This is a genomic window from Comamonas trifloxystrobinivorans (genome assembly GCF_043359985.1).
Taxonomy (GTDB): Bacteria; Pseudomonadota; Gammaproteobacteria; order Burkholderiales; family Burkholderiaceae_C; genus Comamonas; species Comamonas trifloxystrobinivorans.
Map to the genome: position 1 here is coordinate 88,696 of NZ_JBHZGV010000001.1, position 20,601 is coordinate 109,296.

Annotated in this window: 18 protein-coding genes; 15 read left to right on the forward strand and 3 right to left on the reverse strand. The window is 62.3% G+C overall.

From position 1 onward, the window contains the following. The first annotated feature begins 266 nt into the window (after positions 1–266). The 6 genes from ACFIQF_RS00380 (at position 267) to ACFIQF_RS00405 (ending at position 8,093) form a co-directional block, all read left to right on the forward strand. Positions 267–902, forward strand: a complete 636-nt coding sequence (locus tag ACFIQF_RS00380; RefSeq protein WP_393939116.1) for an FMN-dependent NADH-azoreductase — start codon at positions 267–269, stop codon at positions 900–902. A 950-nt stretch (positions 903–1,852) separates the two neighbouring features. After that, positions 1,853–2,215, forward strand: a complete 363-nt coding sequence (locus tag ACFIQF_RS00385) for a DUF2946 family protein (RefSeq protein ID WP_393939117.1) — start codon at positions 1,853–1,855, stop codon at positions 2,213–2,215. Between the two features lie 72 nt (positions 2,216–2,287). Continuing rightward, positions 2,288–4,507, forward strand: a complete 2,220-nt coding sequence (locus ACFIQF_RS00390) for a TonB-dependent receptor (RefSeq protein ID WP_393939119.1) — start codon at positions 2,288–2,290, stop codon at positions 4,505–4,507. A gap of 13 nt (positions 4,508–4,520) precedes the next feature. After that, positions 4,521–6,038, forward strand: a complete 1,518-nt coding sequence (locus ACFIQF_RS00395; protein WP_393939121.1) for a PepSY domain-containing protein — start codon at positions 4,521–4,523, stop codon at positions 6,036–6,038. Positions 6,039–6,154: 116 nt separating this feature from the next. Next, positions 6,155–7,039 carry a DMT family transporter gene (locus ACFIQF_RS00400; RefSeq protein WP_393939122.1) on the forward strand — a complete coding sequence of 295 codons (885 nt, stop codon included), beginning with the start codon at positions 6,155–6,157 and terminating at the stop codon, positions 7,037–7,039. A 340-nt stretch (positions 7,040–7,379) separates the two neighbouring features. Further along, positions 7,380–8,093 carry a Crp/Fnr family transcriptional regulator gene (locus ACFIQF_RS00405; RefSeq protein ID WP_393939124.1) on the forward strand — a complete coding sequence of 238 codons (714 nt, stop codon included), beginning with the start codon at positions 7,380–7,382 and terminating at the stop codon, positions 8,091–8,093. Between the two features lie 247 nt (positions 8,094–8,340). Here ACFIQF_RS00405 and rnhA read toward each other — a convergent pair whose 3' ends face one another. Together rnhA and ACFIQF_RS00415 are read right to left on the reverse strand one after the other, a co-directional pair. Further along, on the reverse strand, positions 8,341–8,790 hold the full coding sequence (gene rnhA, locus ACFIQF_RS00410) for a ribonuclease HI (protein ID WP_393939126.1): 450 nt from the start codon (positions 8,788–8,790) through the stop codon (positions 8,341–8,343). 189 nt (positions 8,791–8,979) lie between these two features. Continuing rightward, positions 8,980–9,852: a class I SAM-dependent methyltransferase gene (locus ACFIQF_RS00415; RefSeq protein WP_393939128.1), complete on the reverse strand. Its 873-nt coding sequence runs from the start codon at positions 9,850–9,852 to the stop codon at positions 8,980–8,982. On the opposite strand from ACFIQF_RS00415, the gene gloB reads away from it, so the two are divergent. The 9 genes from gloB (at position 9,851) to ACFIQF_RS00460 (ending at position 19,513) form a co-directional block, all read left to right on the forward strand. Next, positions 9,851–10,639: a hydroxyacylglutathione hydrolase gene (gloB, locus tag ACFIQF_RS00420; RefSeq protein WP_393939130.1), complete on the forward strand. Its 789-nt coding sequence runs from the start codon at positions 9,851–9,853 to the stop codon at positions 10,637–10,639. The genes ACFIQF_RS00415 and gloB overlap by 2 nt on opposite strands. Next, entirely contained in the window at positions 10,636–12,183 is a 1,548-nt protein-coding gene (locus ACFIQF_RS00425; protein ID WP_393939132.1) for a transglycosylase SLT domain-containing protein, read from the forward strand. The genes gloB and ACFIQF_RS00425 overlap by 4 nt, the downstream gene beginning before the upstream one ends. A gap of 326 nt (positions 12,184–12,509) precedes the next feature. Further along, positions 12,510–13,256: a TetR/AcrR family transcriptional regulator gene (locus ACFIQF_RS00430; RefSeq protein WP_393939134.1), complete on the forward strand. Its 747-nt coding sequence runs from the start codon at positions 12,510–12,512 to the stop codon at positions 13,254–13,256. 276 nt (positions 13,257–13,532) lie between these two features. Continuing rightward, entirely contained in the window at positions 13,533–14,330 is a 798-nt protein-coding gene (locus ACFIQF_RS00435) for an SDR family NAD(P)-dependent oxidoreductase (protein ID WP_393939136.1), read from the forward strand. A gap of 37 nt (positions 14,331–14,367) precedes the next feature. Beyond that, positions 14,368–15,687 (forward strand): fumarylacetoacetase, encoded by a 1,320-nt coding sequence (gene fahA / locus ACFIQF_RS00440; RefSeq protein ID WP_393939137.1) that lies wholly within the window; start codon positions 14,368–14,370, stop codon positions 15,685–15,687. A gap of 76 nt (positions 15,688–15,763) precedes the next feature. Then, a complete protein-coding gene (locus tag ACFIQF_RS00445) occupies positions 15,764–16,924 on the forward strand; it encodes an ABC transporter substrate-binding protein (protein WP_393939506.1) in 1,161 nt (386 codons plus the stop codon). A gap of 12 nt (positions 16,925–16,936) precedes the next feature. After that, entirely contained in the window at positions 16,937–17,719 is a 783-nt protein-coding gene (locus ACFIQF_RS00450) for an SDR family oxidoreductase (RefSeq protein ID WP_393939138.1), read from the forward strand. A gap of 209 nt (positions 17,720–17,928) precedes the next feature. Beyond that, on the forward strand, positions 17,929–18,243 hold the full coding sequence (locus ACFIQF_RS00455; protein WP_393939140.1) for a tetratricopeptide repeat protein: 315 nt from the start codon (positions 17,929–17,931) through the stop codon (positions 18,241–18,243). A gap of 184 nt (positions 18,244–18,427) precedes the next feature. Further along, positions 18,428–19,513 carry an acyltransferase family protein gene (locus ACFIQF_RS00460; protein ID WP_393939141.1) on the forward strand — a complete coding sequence of 362 codons (1,086 nt, stop codon included), beginning with the start codon at positions 18,428–18,430 and terminating at the stop codon, positions 19,511–19,513. Between the two features lie 86 nt (positions 19,514–19,599). Here ACFIQF_RS00460 and gsiD read toward each other — a convergent pair whose 3' ends face one another. Continuing rightward, positions 19,600–20,517: a glutathione ABC transporter permease GsiD gene (gene gsiD, locus ACFIQF_RS00465; RefSeq protein ID WP_393939507.1), complete on the reverse strand. Its 918-nt coding sequence runs from the start codon at positions 20,515–20,517 to the stop codon at positions 19,600–19,602. Between the last annotated feature and the right edge of the window lie 84 nt (positions 20,518–20,601).

Here is a 20,601-nt window from a genome sequence, read left to right on the forward strand (position 1 = left end):
GTCTATCCCTGTTTTGGATTCAGCAGCTGGCAGCAGCCCCTCAGCGCCGCTGCCAGCCATGGAGATGGCGGGTGGGCCCAGCCAGCATGGCCTTGGCGGGCTTGCGGTGGGACTCTAGCGCATCATAGTTCCAGTAATAGAACAATCTAGCTGCGTTTTGTCAGTCAATCGCGCATTTGTTTGCCGCCAAAATAGCGTCTTTCGCTAGCCGAGCCGGTTTTCAGCCGCAGTGCGGCGGCGGCAGACTGGTCTTATTTTTGAACGCTATGAAACTCTTGCACATTGATTCGTCCATCCTGGGCGCCAACTCGGTATCGCGCCAACTGACGGCGGAAACCGTTAAGGCCTGGCTCGCCGCCCACCCGGACACCGAGGTCGATTACCTGGACCTGGCGGTAGACACGCCACCCCACCTGAGCGCAGACGCCCTGGGCTTTCGCACCGGCCAAGAAGCCACCACCGAAGCCCAACGCACACAAAACGCACTGAGCGAAAAGCTGGTGAGCCAGTTTCTGGCCGCCGATGTGGTGGTGCTCGGCGTGCCGTTCTACAACTTCAGCATTCCCAGCCAGCTCAAAGCCTGGATCGACCGCGTGCTGCAAGCGGGCCGCACCTTCCGCTACACCGCCAACGGCCCCGAAGGCTTGGCTGGCGACAAACTGGTGATCGCCGTGGAAAGCCGTGGCGGCCTGTACTCGGCCACCGAAGCCGGTCGCGCCCAAGAGCACCAGGAAACCTACCTGCAAACCATCTTTGGCTTTATCGGCGTCCACAACTTGCATTTTGTGCGCGCCGAAGGCCTGGCCATGGGCCCCGAGGCCCGCGCCGCCGGCATTGCCATGGCACAGATGGACATCGCCCGTGCGCTCAAGACCAGCGCCCCCCAGGCCGAGCTGGCTTAAACCCAACCTATCGTTCTTGGGGCGAACACCTCCCCTCCCTCCTTCGGTTCGCCCCTAGCGGCTGCCGGGCATGCCACCCAGCCCGACAGCCTTCCACCGCCCCGCCCACCGGGGCGGTTTTTTGTTTTTGGCTGGCTGCCGGCGGGGGGACGCTGTAGGGGCTAGCGTCTGCGCCCTTTGTTAACACTTCTGCGCTTCGCGCAGATTTGGTCGCTTGTTTTTCTAACTGGCGTTGGGTGGCCTTGCTGGCGGCAGTTGGCCGGGTTTGTTGCAGACGCGTAGCGGTGAGCGTCTTCGCTCTTGGCTGAGAACTCTGCGCTTTGCGCAGATGCCGGGATTTCGCCCCGGCGGGCGACTAACTTTCTTGCTGCACGGCAAGAAAGTCAGCAAAGAAACGTGCCCACATCCAGCGTCCCCGAAAGCTTCGCGTTGCGAATCTTTCGGGGCAACCTGCGGCCACAGCAAACGCCGGCGTGCGGCGAAACTCCCTCCGCGCCAAGGCGCTCCGGTCAAACAGCGTCTGCGAGTCAGAGTACGAAGTTTGGCTGTCCTTCGGCAGCCAAACTTCGTACTCTGACTTGCGGTAACTGTTTGACCGAAGCGCTTTAGCGCGCAGGGAGTTTTACCGCACGACGGTATTGGCTGTGGCCGCAGGTTGCCCCGATTGCCCCGCTACGCGGGGCGGTCGGGGACGCTGGATGTAGGGCACGTTTTTTCCCCTCGCTTTTTGTCGTGCAACAAAAAGGGAGGTCGCCTGCCGGGGCGAGTCCCAGCCAGCAGCTGCATGCAATGCCAGCAACGCCAGTTAGAAAACTGGCTACCAAATCTGCGCGAAGCGCAGAAGTCCTGAACAAAGGGCGCAGACGCTCACCGCTCCGCGCCCGCAACAAACATAACCCTGCCCGCATTGCGGCCGCACGCCGCCACAACTCCCTGCATAATGCTCGGCGATGCAAAAGCTCCGCTCCCTCCAACATACTGCCCGCCTGGTTCTGGCGTGGTTTATATTGGCGCTGGGCGTGGGCATGGCGTCGCCGCTGGTGGCGCCGCAGCAGTGGGATGTGGTGTGCTCCAGCAATGGTTCGATGAAGCTGGTGGCAGTAGGCGCTAGCGCGGACGACAACGCGCTGGCGCCGCAACACCTGGATTGCCCGCTGTGTTTGAACGCTCTGGCCTTGCCCGGCGGTGGCAGCGCCTTTCAGCTGCCGCAGCCTTTGCCACTGGGCCGCGCCACGCAACCGATCGAGGCAGCGCGCCTCGCCACGCTGGTGGGGGCGCCGCTGCCGCCACGCGGCCCGCCTTTGTCTGTGTAAAGCCGTTTTCACCCTCTGAAACCTGGGGCCTGCCGCTGCATGCGGCGCGGTCCTGCTTTACCCGGATTTTCCATGCCCCGATTCCTGTCTCTGGCAGCGCTGCCTGCGCCTGCCTGTTCGAGCCGCCGCGCGCCGCTCAGCCCCGTCGCCCTTGCCACTTTTGCCCTGTTCACCAGCCCTGCTGCCTGGGCCGATACCGAGGCGAGCGATGAAGCACAACTGCCCACCGTCACCGTGCAAGAAAGCGCCAGCCAACCCAACGGCGCTTTGCCGCTGAACGAGCCCAGCCGCACTGCCAGCCGCCTGGGCCTGAGCGTGCGCGAGACGCCAGCTGCGGTCACCGTGGTAGACCGCGCCACCATCGAAGAGCGCGGCGCCAGCAATACGCAAGAAATCCTCAAAAGCGTGCCCGGCGTGACCGCGCAAGACGCGCCCGGCAGCCCCGGCCTGAGCTGGCGCGGCTTTGGTGCCAACTCGGTGAACCAGCTGTTCAACGGCATCAACCTGCAATACAGCGTGGCCGCGCGGCCGGTGGACAGCTGGATCTACGAGCGCGTGGAGGCGATTGGCGGCGCCAGCAGCTTTTTGTATGGCGCGGGCGGCGTGGGCGGCACCATCAACTACATCAGCAAACTGGCCGAACGCAGCGACTTCACGGAAGGGCAACTGCGCCTGGGCAGCTACGCCAGCAAAGAGGCGGCGGTGGGTATCAACCGCCGCATTGCTGGCGATGGCAGCGGCGCGGGCGACCATTACCTGCGCCTGGACCTGAACCACAAACGCGCCAACAGCTGGACGCAAGGCACGCAGAACCAGGCCACACAACTGGCCGCGTCGCTGCTGTCCGATCTGGGCAGCGGCATCAGCCAGACCTGGGCTTACGAGTACCAGCACGAGCGCGTAGACCGCCCGTATTGGGGCACGCCCTTGCTCAACCCGGTGGCGGGCCCGCTGCGCATTGAAGAAGGCACGCGCTTCAAAAACTACAACAGCCAGGACGGCCTGTATGCGCAGCAAGTGCAGTGGTTGCGCTCGCTGACCGATTGGCGTGTGAACGATCAGCTGCAGCTGAAAAACACCTTTTACGCCTACCGGGCGCAGCGCGATTACCGCAATGTCGAGGTCTACCGCTTCAACGCAGACAACACGGCGGTCACGCGCTCTTCTGCGCTTTTGCAGCGCCACGAGCAACGCCTGCTGGGCAACCGTATCGACGGCCAATACCAGGACGAGCTGGCCGGCCTGCGCAGCGATTGGGCTTTTGGGCTGGATGTGAGCCAGAACCGGCAAACGCGCTACCCCAACAGTCTGAGCAGCACCATCAGTACGGTCGATCCCTACGACTTTGCGACCGAGAGCTTTTTCAGCATTCCCGGCATGGCTCCGGGCTACCGGGCCGACCGCGAAAACAAGGTGACCACGGTAGCGCTGTACGCCGAGAACCGCACCCATTTGACACCGGCGCTGCAGCTGGTGAGCGCCTTGCGTCATGAACACATCGACCTGGATTTGAGCAACAAGCGCGAAGTGACCGCCACCAGCCCGGCGAGCTTTGCACGCAGCTACCAGCCCACCACGGGCCGCCTGGCCTTGGTGTGGAATGTGGCGCCCGGAGCCAATCTGTACGCGCAGTACGCAACGGCCAGCGATCCGCCTTCGGGTATTTTGACGACCGCCTCGTTTGCCGATGTACGCAACAACAGCGAGCTGACCACCGGCCGCCAGTGGGAAGTGGGCAGCAAGCTCGATTTCTGGAAAGGCAAGGGCACGGCGACTGTGGCGCTATACCACTTGCAACGCAAAAACATTGCCAGCCAAGACCCGAACAACAGCAGCCAGACTTTGCTGGTAGGCCAGCAATCCTCACGCGGCGTGGAGCTGGCCTTGGGCTTGCAGCCCACGCGCCGCTGGGCCATGCAAGGCAATGTGGCCTGGGTAGATGCGCAGTACGACGAGTTTGTGCAAAACGGCGTTTCGCTGGCCGGCAAAACGCCTACCAATACGCCGAAGGTGGTGGCAAATGTTTGGACGTCGTACCGCATCAGCCCGCAATGGTCTGTCAACGCCGGGCTGCGCCACGTTGGCAAGGTGTACGCCAACGCCAGCAATACGCAAACCTGGGGCGCCTACAGTTTGCTTGATGTGGGCGCCAGCTACCAGGTCAGTCGCAATGCCACGCTGGTAGCGCGCGTGCGCAATGTCACCGACAAGGTTTACGCCAGCAGTGCGGGCACCATGGCTTACCTGGGCGCACCGCGCACGGCCGATGTGACGCTACGCTTGCGCTTCTGAGCGGAGGCGCCGCATGAAGCTGTCTCCCAAACGCTGGCTCTACCTGACGCACCGCTGGCTAGGCATTGCTCTGTGCTTGCTGTTTGCGATGTGGTTCGCCTCGGGCGTGGTGATGATGTACGTGGGCTACCCCAAGCTCACCGCGCAAGAGCGCTTGGCACACTTGCCCGCGCTGCCCGCTGATGCAGCACTGCTGACACCGCAGCAGGCGCTGGATCGCGCAGGCTGGCAGCAACCGCTGCAAGAGCTGCGCTTGAACGCAGGCACAGCGGGCAAACCGGTCTACGTGCTAACGCCCAGCCAAGCCAACAAAGGCCACGCTGGCGGGCAACATGCGACGGTGATTGATGCCACATCAGGCGAGCTGCTACGCGAAGTGGATGCCAACACCGCGCTGGCCAGCGCCGCAGCCTGGGCCAGCCAAAGCGCAGAGCCTGCGCAAACTTTGCACTACCAGGGCACAGTGCAAGAAGATGCGGCCACGCATTCGCGTGCGCTCGACGCGCACCGGCCGCTGCATGTGGTGGCGCTGGCCGACGGCACCTGGTTATACATATCGAGCCGCAGCGGCGACGTGGTGCGCGACGCTACGCGCAGCGAGCGCGCCTGGAACTACGCCGGCGCCTGGATCCACTGGCTCTACCCGCTGCGCGGCGGCGCGCTGGACAAGCACTGGACCAATATCGTCATCTGGCTCTCGGTACTGGGCACGCTGGGCGCCATCAGCGGCAGCGTGATCGGCATCTGGCGCTGGCGTTTTGCGCAACCCTACCGCAGCGGCAGGCGCACGCCCTACCCGAGCCGCAGCATGCGCTGGCACCATATCAGCGGCCTGCTGTTTGCGGCCATCACGCTGACCTGGATCTTCAGCGGCCTGATGTCGATGAACCCCTGGAAGGTGTTCAACAGCGGCGCAGCCCCGGTACAAACCGCTGCCCTGCACGGCAAAGCGCTTGGCACTTTGGATGCCAGTGCCACACCCGCGCAGTTGCTGCAAGCGGCCGGCCCAGACACACGCGAGCTGCGCTGGCTGAGCGTGCTGGGCCAGCCGCTGGTATTGGCTTACGGCAGCAGCACCACACCGCAAGTGCTGGACGCACGCAGCGCCCAAGCCCATACGGTAGATGCAGATGCTTTGCGCGCCGCCTTGCCAAAGCTGCTGGCCGCGCCAATCACCCGCGTCGAAGTGCTGAACGACTACGACCTCTACTACTACGCCCGCACTGAGCACAGCATGACAGGCGGCGGCGACAAACCTTTGCCCATCTGGCGCGCAGTGTTTGGCGACGAACACCAAACCTGGGTGCATCTAGACCCGCACACCGGCGCCGTGTTGGGCAGCGTAGACAGCCGCCGCCGCATCTACCGCTGGCTGTTCGCCATGCTGCACAGTTGGGATTGGTTGCCGCTGCTGGAGCGTCGGCCTTTGTGGGATGCGGTGCTGATAGCGCTGAGCCTGGGCGGCCTGCTGCTGAGCGTGACGGGCACAGTCGTTGGCTGGCGGCGTTTACGCCAGAGCTTGAGGCGCTGAAAGCCGGGCATGGACAAGCTGCCGACCTTGTAGCGCAGCGGACAGCGCGCACTACGCCTTGCGCATGGTGCTGGCTACAATCGCCCGCTTGATTTGCGCAAAGACGTGATTGCACCATGAATGTCCTCGGGATTGCCCTGCATGTTTGCGGCCTCTGGATTCTCTCCAGCCTGGATGCCAGCGGCAAGCTCCTGGTGCTGGCCGGCGTGCCGGTGCTGATGGTGTCGTGGTTCCGCTATGTGGGCCATGTGCTGCTGATGGCCGTGTTTGTGCTGCCCCGGCGCGGCCGCAGCCTGCTGCACACGCATTCGCTGCCACGCCAGTTGCAGCGCGGCGTGCTGATGATCGCCACCACTTTGCTGTTCTTCCACGTGCTGAGCCTGGTGCCGCTGGCCGAAGGCACGGCGATGAACTTCATGGCGCCGCTGCTAGTGATGGTGCTGGCGCCCTGGCTGCTGGGCGAGCGCCCGCGCTGGCACCGCTGGGCGGGCGTGATCGTGGGCTTTATCGGCATGCTGGTGGTAGTGCGGCCGGGTGGCCAGCTCTCGAGCGAAGGCGCAATCTGGGGCGTGGTGACAGCGGCCACTTTTGCGCTGTTCCAGATCAGCACCCGCCGCGTGGCGGCCGACGACCCGTTGACCAGCAACTTCTACGGCGGCCTGCTCGGTGCGATTGTGCTGACGGCACTGCTGCCATTTTTCTGGCGCTCGCTTGATCTGTCGCCTTGGCAGTGGGCGCTGCTGGTGTCGACCGGGCTGACCGGCTTTGTCGGCCATTGGCTGCAGATTACCGCGTACAGCAAAACCAGCGCCACCTTGCTGGCGCCTTTCAACTACCTGCAAATTGTCTCGGCCACCACGTTGGGCTGGCTGGTGTTTGGCCAGTTGCCCGACGCCACCACCGCAGCCGGCATGGCGCTCATCTGCTGCGCCGGCCTGGCCGTGGTTTTGATCGAGCTGTGGGGCCAACGCCGCCAGCGCCCGCTGCACAGCCCGGGCTGAAGCACGCCCCGCTGTCCTCAGCGCGACAGCGGCTACTCACCCCTGTCAACCAACACGGCACCTCCACGGCAAGCCCTTCACTTTTGCAGAAGACAGGCTTCACCAAACATGCACACAGGGGAAACCCATATACACAATTGATAGCGATATGCGCAACACAGATAAGCAAAAGACCGGGATTCCCCACTGCTGATCCAAGGCAAAACCCGGGCCTTTTGCATTGTCCGCTGCCCTTGGCAGGCTGGTGACAATTAACAATTGCGCGGCAATGCTTTACATTCGTACGTGACCGTCGCGCAAGCGACAAAATTCAAAATTCCAGTCACCGAGACGACAAGCCATGGACGATCCCATCCTGACCCCCGAAGAGCGCGAATCCATCAACACCGGCCGCTGGTTCAGCACCCTGTCGCCGACCTTGCGCCACGACATTCTGCGCTGCGCCTACGTGAAGCGCTTCAAAGACGGCGCGCTGATCTTCTCGCGCGGCGACGAGCCCGAGGAATGGGTCTCGGTGGCCAAGGGCTCGGCCCGCGTCAGCTCGGCCTCGCTCACCGGCAAGCAGATCACGCTCACCTATGTGGAGCCCGGCACCTGGTTTGGCGATGTGGGCCTGTTCGACGACGACACCCGCACGCACGACGTGTACGCCCATGGCGAAACCACGCTGCTGTGCGTAGGCAAGGCTGATTTTCAGCGCATTTTGCAAACCCACGTGGAGTTTTACCAGGCCCTCTCGCGCATGCACGCACGCCGCATCCGCAGCCTCTACGGCATGGTCGAAGACCTCAACACCCTGCCGCTGCGTGCGCGCCTGGCCAAGCAGTTGCTGCACCTCTCGCGCAGCTACGGCGTGCCCGGCAAGGAAAGCAGCGAAACCCGCATCGGCCTGCAACTGGCGCAAGAAGAGCTGGCCCAGCTGCTGGGCGCCTCGCGCCAGCGCGTGAACCAGGAGCTCAAATCGATGGAGCGCGAATCGTCGATCCGCATCGAGCCCTCGGGCCTGATCGTGCGCGACAGCAATGCCCTGCGGCGCATTGCAGCGGCTGAATAAGCGCAGTTGCCCTCTCAAAGCAGCCTGGTGGTGAAAAGCCTCCAGGCTTTTTTGTTGCCCCGCGCGCCGTCGCAGGCCGCAAAAATGCAAAAACCTGGTGGCTGCTGACCACCAGGCTTGTTTGCAGCTGTGCGAGCCCGCGCGGCTCAGTAAACGCCGTAACGGTGGGCCATATAGAGCGCGGCAACCACGCCGAGCACGGCCAGAATAGTCATGATGCGCCCCATGGCTGCCCTCGCTTGTTGGATCAGGCGCGGCCCAGCGCCATGTCGACGCCCTTGTTGGCCAGGCCATCGGCGCGCTCGTTGCCCGGATCGCCGGCATGGCCCTTGACCCAGTGCCAGCTGATGCGGTGCGGGCCGGCATGCACCAGCGCATCGAGCCGCTGCCACAGATCGACATTCTTCACCGGTTCTTTGCTGGCCGTGCGCCAGCCCTTGGCTTTCCAGCCGGCAATCCATTCGGTGATGCCTTTGCGCACATACTGGCTGTCCAGGTACAAAGCCACATCGCAAGGCCGCTTCAAGGCTTCCAAGGCCTGGATAACGGCCATCAACTCCATGCGGTTGTTGGTGGTGTTGAGCTCACCGCCGCACAGCTCTTTCTCGGCCTCACCGGCACGCAGCAAAGCGCCCCAGCCACCAGGGCCGGGGTTGCCCTTGCAAGCCCCGTCCGTATAAATCACAACTTGGTTCAAACCAGCTCCTTGGCGAGTGCCAATATCAGTGGGGGGGACTATAAGGGTTTTTTGCCTGCGGGGATTGGGCAGCGAAAGCAGCGATGGGTGGTAGTGCTTGCCACCGCAGTGGGCATTTCCAAACGGGCACGGCATTCTTTGCATGCGCGGCCTTTCCAAAGCTGCGGTGCCTCATCAGGCGCCCAGCGGTCACCCCACTCGCTCTTTCTCCACCACGCCCTCTTTCACCGCCACCGGTCTTACCGCCGGCGCCGTTGCCACCGCCCGCCAAGGCGCGGCCAACATATGCACGCCGGCCACTTTTTTGACGGCTTCGACAAAGTAGACGCCGCCGAAAATCGGCCAGGCGGTGGGGCCGATCTGGTCCAGCCAGTCCCAGCGGCCCAGCCATTGGTCCGAACGCAGTGCCGGGCGGTAGCAGCCGAAGCTGGCCGTCTCCAGCTCCAGGTCGAGCAGCTTGAGCCAGTCGCGCAGGCGGCCGTAGCCGATCAGGTTGCGGTCGTCGGGCATGGGCGGCACTTTTTGCCGACCGGGGATGCGGCGGCTCCAGGTGTGCATGCCCCAGAGGCTGACCGGGTTGACGCCGCTGATCAGCACCCGGCCTTCGGGCACCAGCACGCGGGCCACTTCGCGCAGCACGGCGTGCGGGTCGGCGCTCAGCTCCAGCGCATGGGGCAGCAGTACCAGATCGAGCGAGTTGTTGGCAAACGGCAGCGCGCTGCCACTGCACAGCAAAGCCGCGGTTTGCACGGCGGCGGCGGGCGCCTGGTCCTGCTGCTGCGCTGCCGCATCCGCGCTTTGTAAAGCCTGTGCAAAGCTGTTTACATCTGTATCGAGGCTGCTTTGCCATTGCTGCCACTGCTCGCTCGACTCCAGCGCCAGCCAGCGGTGCGGCATGCGATTGCTCTGCAGCCCTTTTAACGGAAAAAGCCCGATCTGCAAGCTATGAAAGCCGAAGATATCGACAACTGCCTCGTCGTAACATGTTTGCTCCCAGGCCAGCATATAGCGGCCCAGGGGCATATTCCACCAGTTTTGCGTGCCTATAATTTGTTCATTCATGCACTTGTTACCTCTGCCCGCATTTACCGATAACTACTTCTGGCTGCTGCACGACGGCAGCCAGGCGCTGGTGGTCGACCCAGGCCAGGCCGCGCCGGTGATCGACGCGCTCGCCCGGCTGGGCCTGCAGCTGCAAGCCATTGTAGTGACCCACCACCACAGCGACCATACAGGCGGCGTGGCCGAGCTGCGCGAGGCCACGGGCGCCGCCGTCTACGGCCCGGCGCGCGAGGACATTCCCGCACCGTACCAGCCCATGGGCGGCGGCGATGTGCTGCAGCTATTGGGCCTGCGCTGGCAAGTGATCGATGTGCCCGGCCATACCGCCGGGCATATTGCTTATTACTGCGCCCATGTCGAGGGTGATGCACCTCTGGGCGCACCGCTGCTGTTTTGTGGCGATACCTTGTTTTCTGCCGGTTGCGGCCGCCTGTTTGAGGGCACGCCGGCGCAAATGCATGCCTCGCTCTCGGCGCTGGCGGCCCTGCCGGGTGACACGCTGGTGTGCGCTGCGCACGAGTACACGCTCTCCAACCTGCGTTTTGCGCAAGCGGTGGAGCCGGACAATGCCGACATTGCCAACTACACCCGGCACTGCGAGCAGTTGCGTGCCAACGGCCAGCCCACGCTGCCGGCGCGGCTAGGTAACGAGCTGCGCATCAACCCTTTTCTGCGCAGCAGCGTGCCCGCCGTGGCCAGCGCGGCGCAGCAGTTTGATCCATCCACCCCCAGCAGCGATCCGGTCGAGGTACTGGCTGCGCTGCGTCGCTGGAAGAACCAATTTTGAAGCATTACCTGCACCTGTGGAGCCTGAGCGCGCTCCTCGTTCTGACCGGCTGCGCCACCACCAGCCAAGACCAACCGCCCCTCGACACGCCAGTCCCGGCCTCGCAAACCCACACGCCCAGCTATCCCAAGGGGCCGTTGAGCCCCATTGGCGCAGCCAACGTCAAACGCGGCAACGTCGCCAATCTGGCCGTGCCCGATGATCTGTGGGACCGCATCCGCCGCGGCTTTGCAATGCCCGATCTGCAGACCGATCTGGTGAGCAACCAGGAGCAGTGGTACGCGAGCCGCCCGGATTACATCCAGCGCATGACGCAGCGCTCGTCCAAGTACATGTTCCACATTGTCGAAGAGCTGGAAAAGCGCGGCATGCCCACCGAGCTGGCGCTGCTGCCGTACATCGAAAGCGCGTACAACCCGCAGGCCGTCTCCAGCGCCAAGGCCGCTGGCATGTGGCAGTTCATGCCCGCCACCGGCACCTATTTCGATCTCAAGCAAAACATGTTCCGCGACGACCGGCGCGATGTGCTGGCCTCCACCCGCGCTGCGCTCGATTACCTGCAAAAGCTCTACAACATGTTTGGCGACTGGCATCTGGCGCTGGCTGCCTACAACTGGGGTGAAGGCAGCGTGGGCCGCGCCATTGCGCGCAACCAGAAGCAAGGTCTGGGCACGGCCTATACCGACCTGAACATGCCCGATGAAACCCGCAACTACGTGCCCAAGCTGCAGGCGGTGAAAAACATCATCGCCAGCCCCGAGCGCTTCCAGGCCGAGCTGCCGCTGATCGAGAACCACCCCTACTTCCAGGCCGTCACGCTGGACCGCGACATCGACACCGCCCAGGTGGCCGAGCTCGCTGGCGTGACCATGGACGAGCTCAAATCGCTCAACCCCTCGTTCAACAAGCCCGTCATCTTCAAAGCAGGTACGCCCCAAGTGCTGCTGCCCTGGGACAACGCCAACGTCTTCCGCCGCAACCTGCAGGCCCACGAAAAAGGCCAGTACGCCAGCTGGACGGTCTGGACCGTGCCCAGCACCATGACCGTAGCCACGGCCGCCAATACCGTGGGCATGAGCGAGAACGATCTGCGCTCGGTCAACAACATTCCGCCGCGCATGATGGTCAAGGCCGGCTCCACGCTGATGGTGCCGCGCTCGGCCGCCGTCAAGCAAGACGTGTCGAGCCACCTGGCCGACAATGCGCAAATCGCGCTCACGCCCGAAATCGTCACCCGCCGCACCACCGTCAAGGCACACAAGCACGACTCCGTTGCCCGTGTGGCTCAACGCTACAAGCTCAGCGCCTCGCAAGTGGCAGACTGGAACGATGTGGGTGTGAAAGCCGCTTTCAAAGCTGGCCAACAAGTGGTGCTCTACCTGCCCGTGCGCGTAGGCGCCGAATCGCATGCCAGCAGCAACAAGCACAGCAACGCACGCGGCAACAACAAAGCCAACAACGCCAAAAAAGCGCCCGCCCGCAGCACCGCCACCAAGCCCGCGCCCTCCAAGCGCAGCACGGCCACCACCAAGAAAAAACGCTGAGCGGTTGCACCAATCTGCACTGCCAGCTAGCCCACAAGCGCCTCTTTTGAGGCGCTTTGTTTTGGCCGCTCTCAGGTAGCGGAGCAAAGGCGGGGTAACGCCAAAGAGGCGCGTATTGCTCTATGCACCGCATCCGCTGAAACCTGGGCGCCGCTCTTGCCAGCGCCTTTTTTTTGAGCTCCATTGCGTGGTCTGGCGTACCAGTCAAGTGCTACAGAAATTGCGAAGAAAATGGTGAGTCACAGATTTCGCGGTCTGCATGAATGGCTATACTGCCCAAAAGCCAAAGCGCTCCAGGCCCTCAGCCCATCCAACGTCGGCAGATTGTGGGCAACACCTCCATGCCCTCCTCAGTGAAAACTTCTCCACGCGAAACCTCCGTACGCATCCTCGACGCGGCAGAACAGCTCTTTGCCGTTCAAAGCTTCGAAGGCACATCCATTCGGCAAATTACCGATCTGGCGGGCGTTCGGCTGGCCCTGGCGCATTACCACTTCGAGTCCAAGGAGCACATCTTTCACGAGGTGCTTACGCGCCGGGCGAATGTGGTCAACGACAGCCGCCAGCAACTATTGGCGCACTACCGCCAACTGCATGGCCAAGAGCCACTGTCGGTGGAAGAGATCGCTCGTTGCTATCTCTCGCCCTACTTGTACTGGAGCACGCACGGCGGCCCCGGATGGCAAAGCTACACCAAGCTGGCCGCTCGCCTCATGTCCACCGAGCGGTGGATGGGGCTGCTGGACACGCTGTTCACCCCCCTGGCAGAGGATTTTCTGCAAGAGTTGCGCCGTACATTCCCCAGCGGCGAAGAAAAACGCATCCAATGGGCGTTCGACTTCATGGTCGGCGTCATGAGCAACACCTTCAGCGAGAACAACCGCATCGAGGCGTTATCGGGCGGGCTGTGTTCTTGCGAAGATCGCGATGATGCTTGCGGTCATCTGATTCCATTCGTAGTGGCTGGTGTCAACGCAAGCATTCATTCGTCACCAGTCTCCTTTCAAAAAGACTTCAGCGCAATCGGCAAGGCTGCAAAAGCTTCAGATATGGCTGACGCTGCGCGCAAATAGCGCTGGGACGGCAATACCCGCATTGCCACCATTGCCAGCTATTCAAAAGTGGACTGGCACTGAAATAGGCCGATTTCGCCACGCTGGCGCTTGACGGTACATGGGTCCCTTCTGCGCCCCATCACAGCAGTCTCCTCCCCTCTTGTGCAAGAGCCAAGGGTTAACCTGGGTGGCCTTCAGCCCAGGCTTGTCGCAGAATCATTTTGAATTTGGTCGGTCGTCCAACCAAAATTATCTTCAAAGTTGCAAAGCACCACTCCAACCCGAATGCATCACATGGCTCAAAACATCGGCAAGCACGGCATCCATTTGCTGGGCAAACGAATTCTGGTCACCGGAGGATCCAGTGGCATTGGCCTGGCTTCCGCACATTGCTTCGTCAAAATGGGGGCATCCGTATTCCTGCTCGACAAGGACACCAACGCACTTGCCGCCCAAGCGCAGGCCATGGAAGCCCAGGGGTTTGCTGTCGCCGACATCACCGACGAGCACGCTTGCGAAGCCGCCGTGGCAAACGCCCACCAGACTCTGGGCGGTCTGGACGGCCTCTTTCACTGCGCCGGCGTCAGCGACCAGGTGACGCCCGCTACCGACATGGACATCGACATTTGGCAGCGCATTGTCGACGTCAACCTGCGCGGCTCCTTTCTCATGTGCCGCACCGCCGGCCGCGCCATGCTGCAGCAGGGCAACGGCTCCATCGTCAACGTTGCGTCCGTCAATGGCCTTAACGGCATTCCGCGGCGCAACGCCTACGGCCCGGCCAAGGCCGGTGTCGCCCAGCTGACGCGCAATCTGTCGTGCGAATGGAGCCACCAAGGCGTGCGCGTCAACGCCATCGCACCTGGCTATATCGCCACGCCGATGATCGACCAGCTCGTGCGCGACCAAAAGATCGACCTGGACCGCATCGAACGCCGCACCCCCATGGCGCGCATGGGGCAGCCGATAGAGGTCGCCTACGCCGCCGCATTCCTGCTGTCGGATGCGGCCTCGTACATATCCGGCGCCATTCTCCCGGTAGATGGCGGTTTTACTTCTTATGGCGGCGCCGGTGACGTGAATACCGCCTGAGCGTTCCCCTTACCACTCCATTTTTCCAGGAGCCACCATGAGCACCCACCTCGCTTCGAGCGCGGGCGAAAGCCCGGCATCTCCCAACGATGCAGCACTCGCCTCTTTCGTGCCAGTCGCTGCCGACTCTCACTTCCCGATTCAGAACCTTCCTTTTGGCATTTTCAGCACGGAAAAACGCACTCGGCGCGCCGGTGTGGCGATTGGTGACTGCATCGTCGATCTGCAAATCCTGGCAGAGGCCGGCCTGATCTGCACGGCAGATGCGGCAGTGTTCAGGCAACCCTGCCTGAATGCCTACATCAGCTTGGGTCGCGCAACGACATCGGCGGTTCGCAGGCAGCTCAGCGAACTGCTGCGACACGACAACCCCACCCTGCGGGACAACACCGCCCTGCGGCAGCAAGCCATTGTTCCGATGGCCGAGGCCCGCATGCACCTTCCGGTGGCCGTGGGCGGGTTCAGCGACTTCATGCTCTCGCGCGAGCACTCGCTCAACTGCGTGGACATCGTGGGTGGCTCGAGCGCCGGCCAGCTTTGGCCCAATTGGACCTACCTGCCCATGGCCTACAACGGCCGAGCCAGCTCGGTGGTCGTGGGAGGAACGCCCGTCAAGCGCCCCTGGGGGCAAGTGGTGCCACCAGGCGAGAGCGTTCCCCGCTATGAGCCCAGCCAAAAGCTGGACTTCGAGCTGGAGGCTGCCGTCGTCGTCGGCACCAGCAACGCGCTGGGCAGCACCATCGCGATCGACCAAGCAGAGCAACATGCCTTTGGCGTGGTACTGCTCAACGACTGGAGCACACGCGACATACAGGCCTGGGAAGCGCAGCCACTGGGCGTCTTCGTCTCCAAGGGGCACCGCACATCCATCTCCCCCTGGGTCGTTACGCTCGACGCGCTGGAGCCGTTCCGCATTGCAGGCCCGGAGCAATCGCCGCCGCCGCTGCCCTACCTGAATCAGCAGGGCTTGCGAAATTTTGACGTGCACATGCAGGCCTCCATCAAGCCACGCCAAGCAAGCACCGCGTCGGTGGTTTGCCGCAGCAATCTCAAGCATTTGTACTGGAGCTTCGCCCAGCAGATTGCCCACCACGCCAGTACCGGCTGCAACCTGCAAACCGGCGACCTGCTGGGCACAGGCACCGTCAGCACCAGCGGCCCAGGCGGCCAAGGCTGCCTGTACGAGGCCACGCGCAACGGCCAGCAGCACATCGACTTGGAGCATGGAGGCAGCCGCGTCTATCTGGAGGACGGCGATGAGGTCACGTTGACCGCCTGGGCCCAGGCCCCCGGTTACCGCATCGGCTTTGGCGCCTGCACCGGAACCGTCCTGCCTGCAGATGCTTTATCCACCTGAAACCCTTGACCACCTGGAGACACCCATGATTTCTTCATTGCAGCTCATTCGACTTGCCTTCGGTGCCACTGCGCTGATGGCCACAGCTGCCGCCACTGCCCAAATCTCGGGTGATGTGGTGCGCGTTGGTTTCATCACTGACATCTCCGGTCCCTTGGCCGACAACGATGGTCCCGGCGGCCTGGAGGCCATCCGCATGGCCGTGGCCGATTTTGGCGGCCAGGTTGCAGGCAAGCCTATCGAGGTGCTGTCGGCCGACCACCAGAACAAGGCAGATATTGCCGCTGCCAAAGCGCGCGAGTGGGCCGACCGCGAAGGCGTCGACATGATTGTGGGTGGCGCCAACTCCGCCGCCATGCTGGCCATCAACAACCTGCTGCCGGAAAAGAAGTTCGTTTTCCTGGTCATCAGTGCCGGCGCCACGCAGTTCACCAATGAGGCCTGCACACCCTACACCGTGCAATATGCCTACAACACCACCGCTTTGGCGCGCGCCGTGGGGTCGGCCATTGTGAACCAGGGCGGCAAGAGCTGGTACTTCCTCACGACCGACTATGCTTTCGGCCATTCGCTGGAAGCGGAGACCGCCAAAGTAGTGACAGAAACGGGCGGCACCGTTGCAGGCAAGGTGAGACACCCGCTGAGCAATTCCGATTTTTCCTCGTTCCTGCTCAAGGCCCAGGCCTCCAAGGCACAGGTATTGGGCATGGCCAACTCTGGCAGCGACCTGCTCAACAGCATCAAAGGGGCACGCGAATTCGGACTAAACAAGAGCATGAAGCTTGCCGGCCTGGTGATGTTCATGAACAACATGGAGAGCATCGGCCTAAAAACCGCGCAGGGCCTGCTGATGAGCGAGCCTTGGTACTGGGACCAGAGTGATGCCTCTCGCGCCTTTGCGCAGCGCTACTTTGCCAAGATGAAACGCATGCCCAATAGTCTGCAAGCAGCCGACTACTCCGCCACCTGGAACTACCTGCAAGCCGTGAAGGCAGCCAATTCGGACAACCCGGACAAGGTGATGGAGCAACTGCGCAAGATGCAGATTGATGACATGTATGCCAAGGGCTATATCCGCGCCGACGGCCAGATGATTCACGACTTCTACCTCTACGAGGTCAAGAAACCCGAAGAGTCCAAGAAGCCCTGGGACTTCCTCAAACAAGTGGCCGCCATTCCAGGCGACAAGGCGTTCGATCCCTTGTCTGCCTCCACCTGCAACCTGCTGAAGAAATAAAGGAGCTCCGCCATGTGGATTGACCGTTCCCTCGAGGGCAAGCGTGTCCTCATCACCGCAGGGGCCGATGGCATCGGCCTCGAAATCGCCAAGGCCTTCGACGAAGCGGGTGCGCGAATAGCGATCTGCGACATCTCAGATACCGCGCTGGCGCGCATGCGGGCCAGCATGCCGCACATCAGCGCTTTCAAGGCCGATGTGGCGCAAGAAGCCAATGTCGAAGCACTCTTTACCAAGGTCGATAGCGCCCTGGGCGGACTGGATGTGCTGGTGAACAACGCCGGCATTGCGGGCCCCACCGGCCGCACCGATACGCTGAGCCTGGCCGATTGGGAGCGCACACTGGCCGTCAACCTGACGGGGCAGTTTCTGTGCGCCCGCGCCGCTATCCCGCGCCTGCTCAAGGGCAAAAAGCCGGCCATCGTCAACCTCTCTTCCATTGCTGGCCATATTGGCGTGGCGGGCCGCACCCCGTATGCGGCAAGCAAATGGGCCGTGGTGGGCTTTACCAAATCGCTGGCCCTGGAGCTTGGCCCAGAAGGCATCCGCGTCAACACGGTACTGCCCGGCATCGTTCAAGGGCCACGCATCGACTCCGTCATTGCAGCCAAGGCCAACATGCACGGAGAATCCATCGAAAACATGACCCGCCTCTACACCCAACATGTCTCGCTCGACCGCATGGTGTGCGCGCGCGACATCGCCAACATGGTGCGCTTTGCTTGCAGCGACCAGGCGGCCAACGTACATGGGCAAGAACTGGTCGTGGATGGCTACACACAGGCCGTCTACTAGAGAAGCAAAGATATCGCCAGCGCAGCGATGTGGAACGCTTACTTCAATGCGTAAAAGCTCATCGACAAACTTTCCCCCGCTACGGCAAGCGGGTGTGATACCTGCCACATTTGCCTTGCAAACCCTTTCCCAGTTCAGCTTGCCAATAGCGGCAAGCTGCACAAGGACACAACGAGCGCACTATGCTGTGCTGTAGAAAGGACTGAGCAATGCGAGAAGGATTGGAAAAACTCCTGGCCAAGGGCCAGGACAACGCGCTGCTGCGTTTTGGTTTGGGCAACAGCTGGTTCCAGGAAGGCAACTACGCCGCTGCCGCCGAGCACCTGGCCAAAGCCGTAGAGCACCAGCCCAGCTACTCCGCCGCCTGGAAGCTGCTGGGCAAAGCCCACCTGGAGCTGGGCCAACGCGAGCAAGCCGAGGCCGCCTGGCAGCAAGGCATTCAAGCCGCGCAGACCAATGGCGATGCGCAAACGGTCAAGGAGATCACGGTTTTTCTCAAGCGCTTGCACAAGGCGAACTTGTAACCCCAATGGCACGTGGCGCGCAACCAGTGCGCGTCAGCGACTTTTTCTTCTATAGCGAACAAACAGCACAATTGCCTCTTGTCCCGGCCGGTGCACCTTAGATAGGTATCATGGCGGCTTTTTGCTAGGCTGCCCCTGCCGCCTTTCTCCACCCGCGCCCCTCACCGCGGCGGGTTTTGTTTGCATGCACCAGAGCTCTCGCGCCAGCAGTCACCGCCGCTTTCACAATATCGATGCCCTGCGCGCCATCGCTGCCCTGCTGGTGGTATGCATGCACACCAGCGAAGTGTTCGTGCCTTTGATGGATGCCGGCCAGGTCAGTGGCCGCTGGCTGTACACCATCGCGCGTTCGCTGGAATTTGGCTCCATCGGTGTGGTCGTGTTTTTTGCCATCAGCGGCTTCGTCATTCCTGCCAGCTTGCGCGGCACATCGCGACTGGCAGCACTGCGCGATTTTTCCATCAGCCGGCTCTTTCGCCTTTACCCCGCATTCTGGGTCTCGATCTTGCCCGGCGCCTATACTTTTTATTGGATGTGGGGACGACCGTTCAGCCTGCAGGATCTGCTGCTGAATCTGACCATGGTGCCGCAGCTGTTAGGCGCGCAACCGGCTGAAGGTTTGTACTGGACATTGTCGATCGAGCTGGCGTTTTACCTGCTGTGCATGCTGCTGTTTGCCCTGGGCTGGCTGCACCGCACGCGCCACCTGATCGGTGCGTGCTTTGCGCTGCTGCTGTTGTTTTGCATCTTCCGCCGCAGCGACTATGCCAACGGCTTTGCACATTTGTCCACCATGTTCTTTGGTGCGATGTACCGCCAGTTCCTGGACAGCCAGGATCGCCACACGCGCCGCCAACTGGGTGCGGCAATCGGCATCGTGCTCTTCTTCTGGCTGGTGTTCATGCCAGGATACGGCGTGTGGGCGATTGCGACTGGCCTCACGGTGCCCGAGTACAGCCGCTTCTTTTTGTCCTACGCGATTGGCATCGTGCTGTTCAGCCTGGCTCTGGTGCTGCCGGCGGTGCACAAAGGCATCCTCACCTGGCTGGGCAGCATCAGCTATTCCATCTACCTTTTGCACCCTGTTGTGTTCTACCCGATCTTGTGGGTCACACTGCATTCGCCCCGTTTGCAAGCGCTGCAGCTGCATGTAGGGGTGTTTGTGCTTGTGAGCATGGCTCTGACTATTGCCGTCGCTACTGTCAACTATCACTTGGTAGAAAAGCCTGCCATTCGCCTGGGAAGGCGCCTGCAAAACCAGTTCTCATAAATAAAGCTGCTGGTGCTTGATAAACAAGCGCCAGCAGCTTTGTTTTTCAGGCCCCACCAGCAGCAAGCAGGTGGGGCCAACAGCTATCAATTCTCCAGCTTGGGATCAAGCGCATCGCGCAAGCCATCGCCCAGCAGGTTGAAGGCCAGCACCGTCACAAAAATCGCCAGGCTGGGAAACAACGCCACATGCGGGGCGTTCAGCATGTCGCTGCGCGCTTCGTTGAGCATGGCGCCCCATTCAGGCGTTGGCGGTTGCGCGCCCATGCCCAGAAACGACAGGCTGGCGGCAGTGATGATGGAAGTGCCGATACGCATGGTGAGGTACACCACCACAGAAGACACCGTGCCCGGCAGCAGGTGGCGCAGCATGATGACCCAATCAGGCGCGCCGATGGAGCGCACCGCTTCAATATAGGTTTGCTGCTTGAGCGCGAGCACATTGCCACGCACCAGGCGCGCAAACGCCGGCACGCTGAACACGGCCACCGCCATGATGACGTTGATCATGCCGTTACCCAGAATGGCCACAATGCCGATGGCCAGCAAGATGCCGGGGAAGGCAAACAGCACGTCCGACATGCGCATCACGATGCGGTCCCACCAGCCTTCGTAGTAGCCGGCCAACAGGCCGAGCACGGCGCCGATGACAGCGCCCAGCGCTACCGACACAAAGCCGGCCGCCAGCGAGATGCGGGCGCCCACCAGAATGCGGCTGAAAATGTCGCGCCCCAGCGAATCCACGCCAAACCAGTGCGCAGCTGTGGGCGGCGAGTTGAGCGCGTCATAGTCGAAGAAATTCTCTGCGTCGTAAGGCGCAATCCATGGCGCAAGTATTGCCACCAATACCAGCAGGATGATGAAACCGCCGGCCCACAAGGCCAGCTTTTGGCGTTTGAACTTGCGCCAGAACTCGGCCATCGGTGTGCGCATGCGCGTGGAGGCCGCCAGGTTGGCGGGCAAGCTCGGCGTAGCCAGTGCTGCGGCCTCACCTACCGGTTGCATGGGGCCGTCTGGCCCAATGGCGGCAACGGCCACGTCTTGCAATTGCGCCGCCGCTTGCGGGTTGTTGCCGGTGGCGGTTTGGGG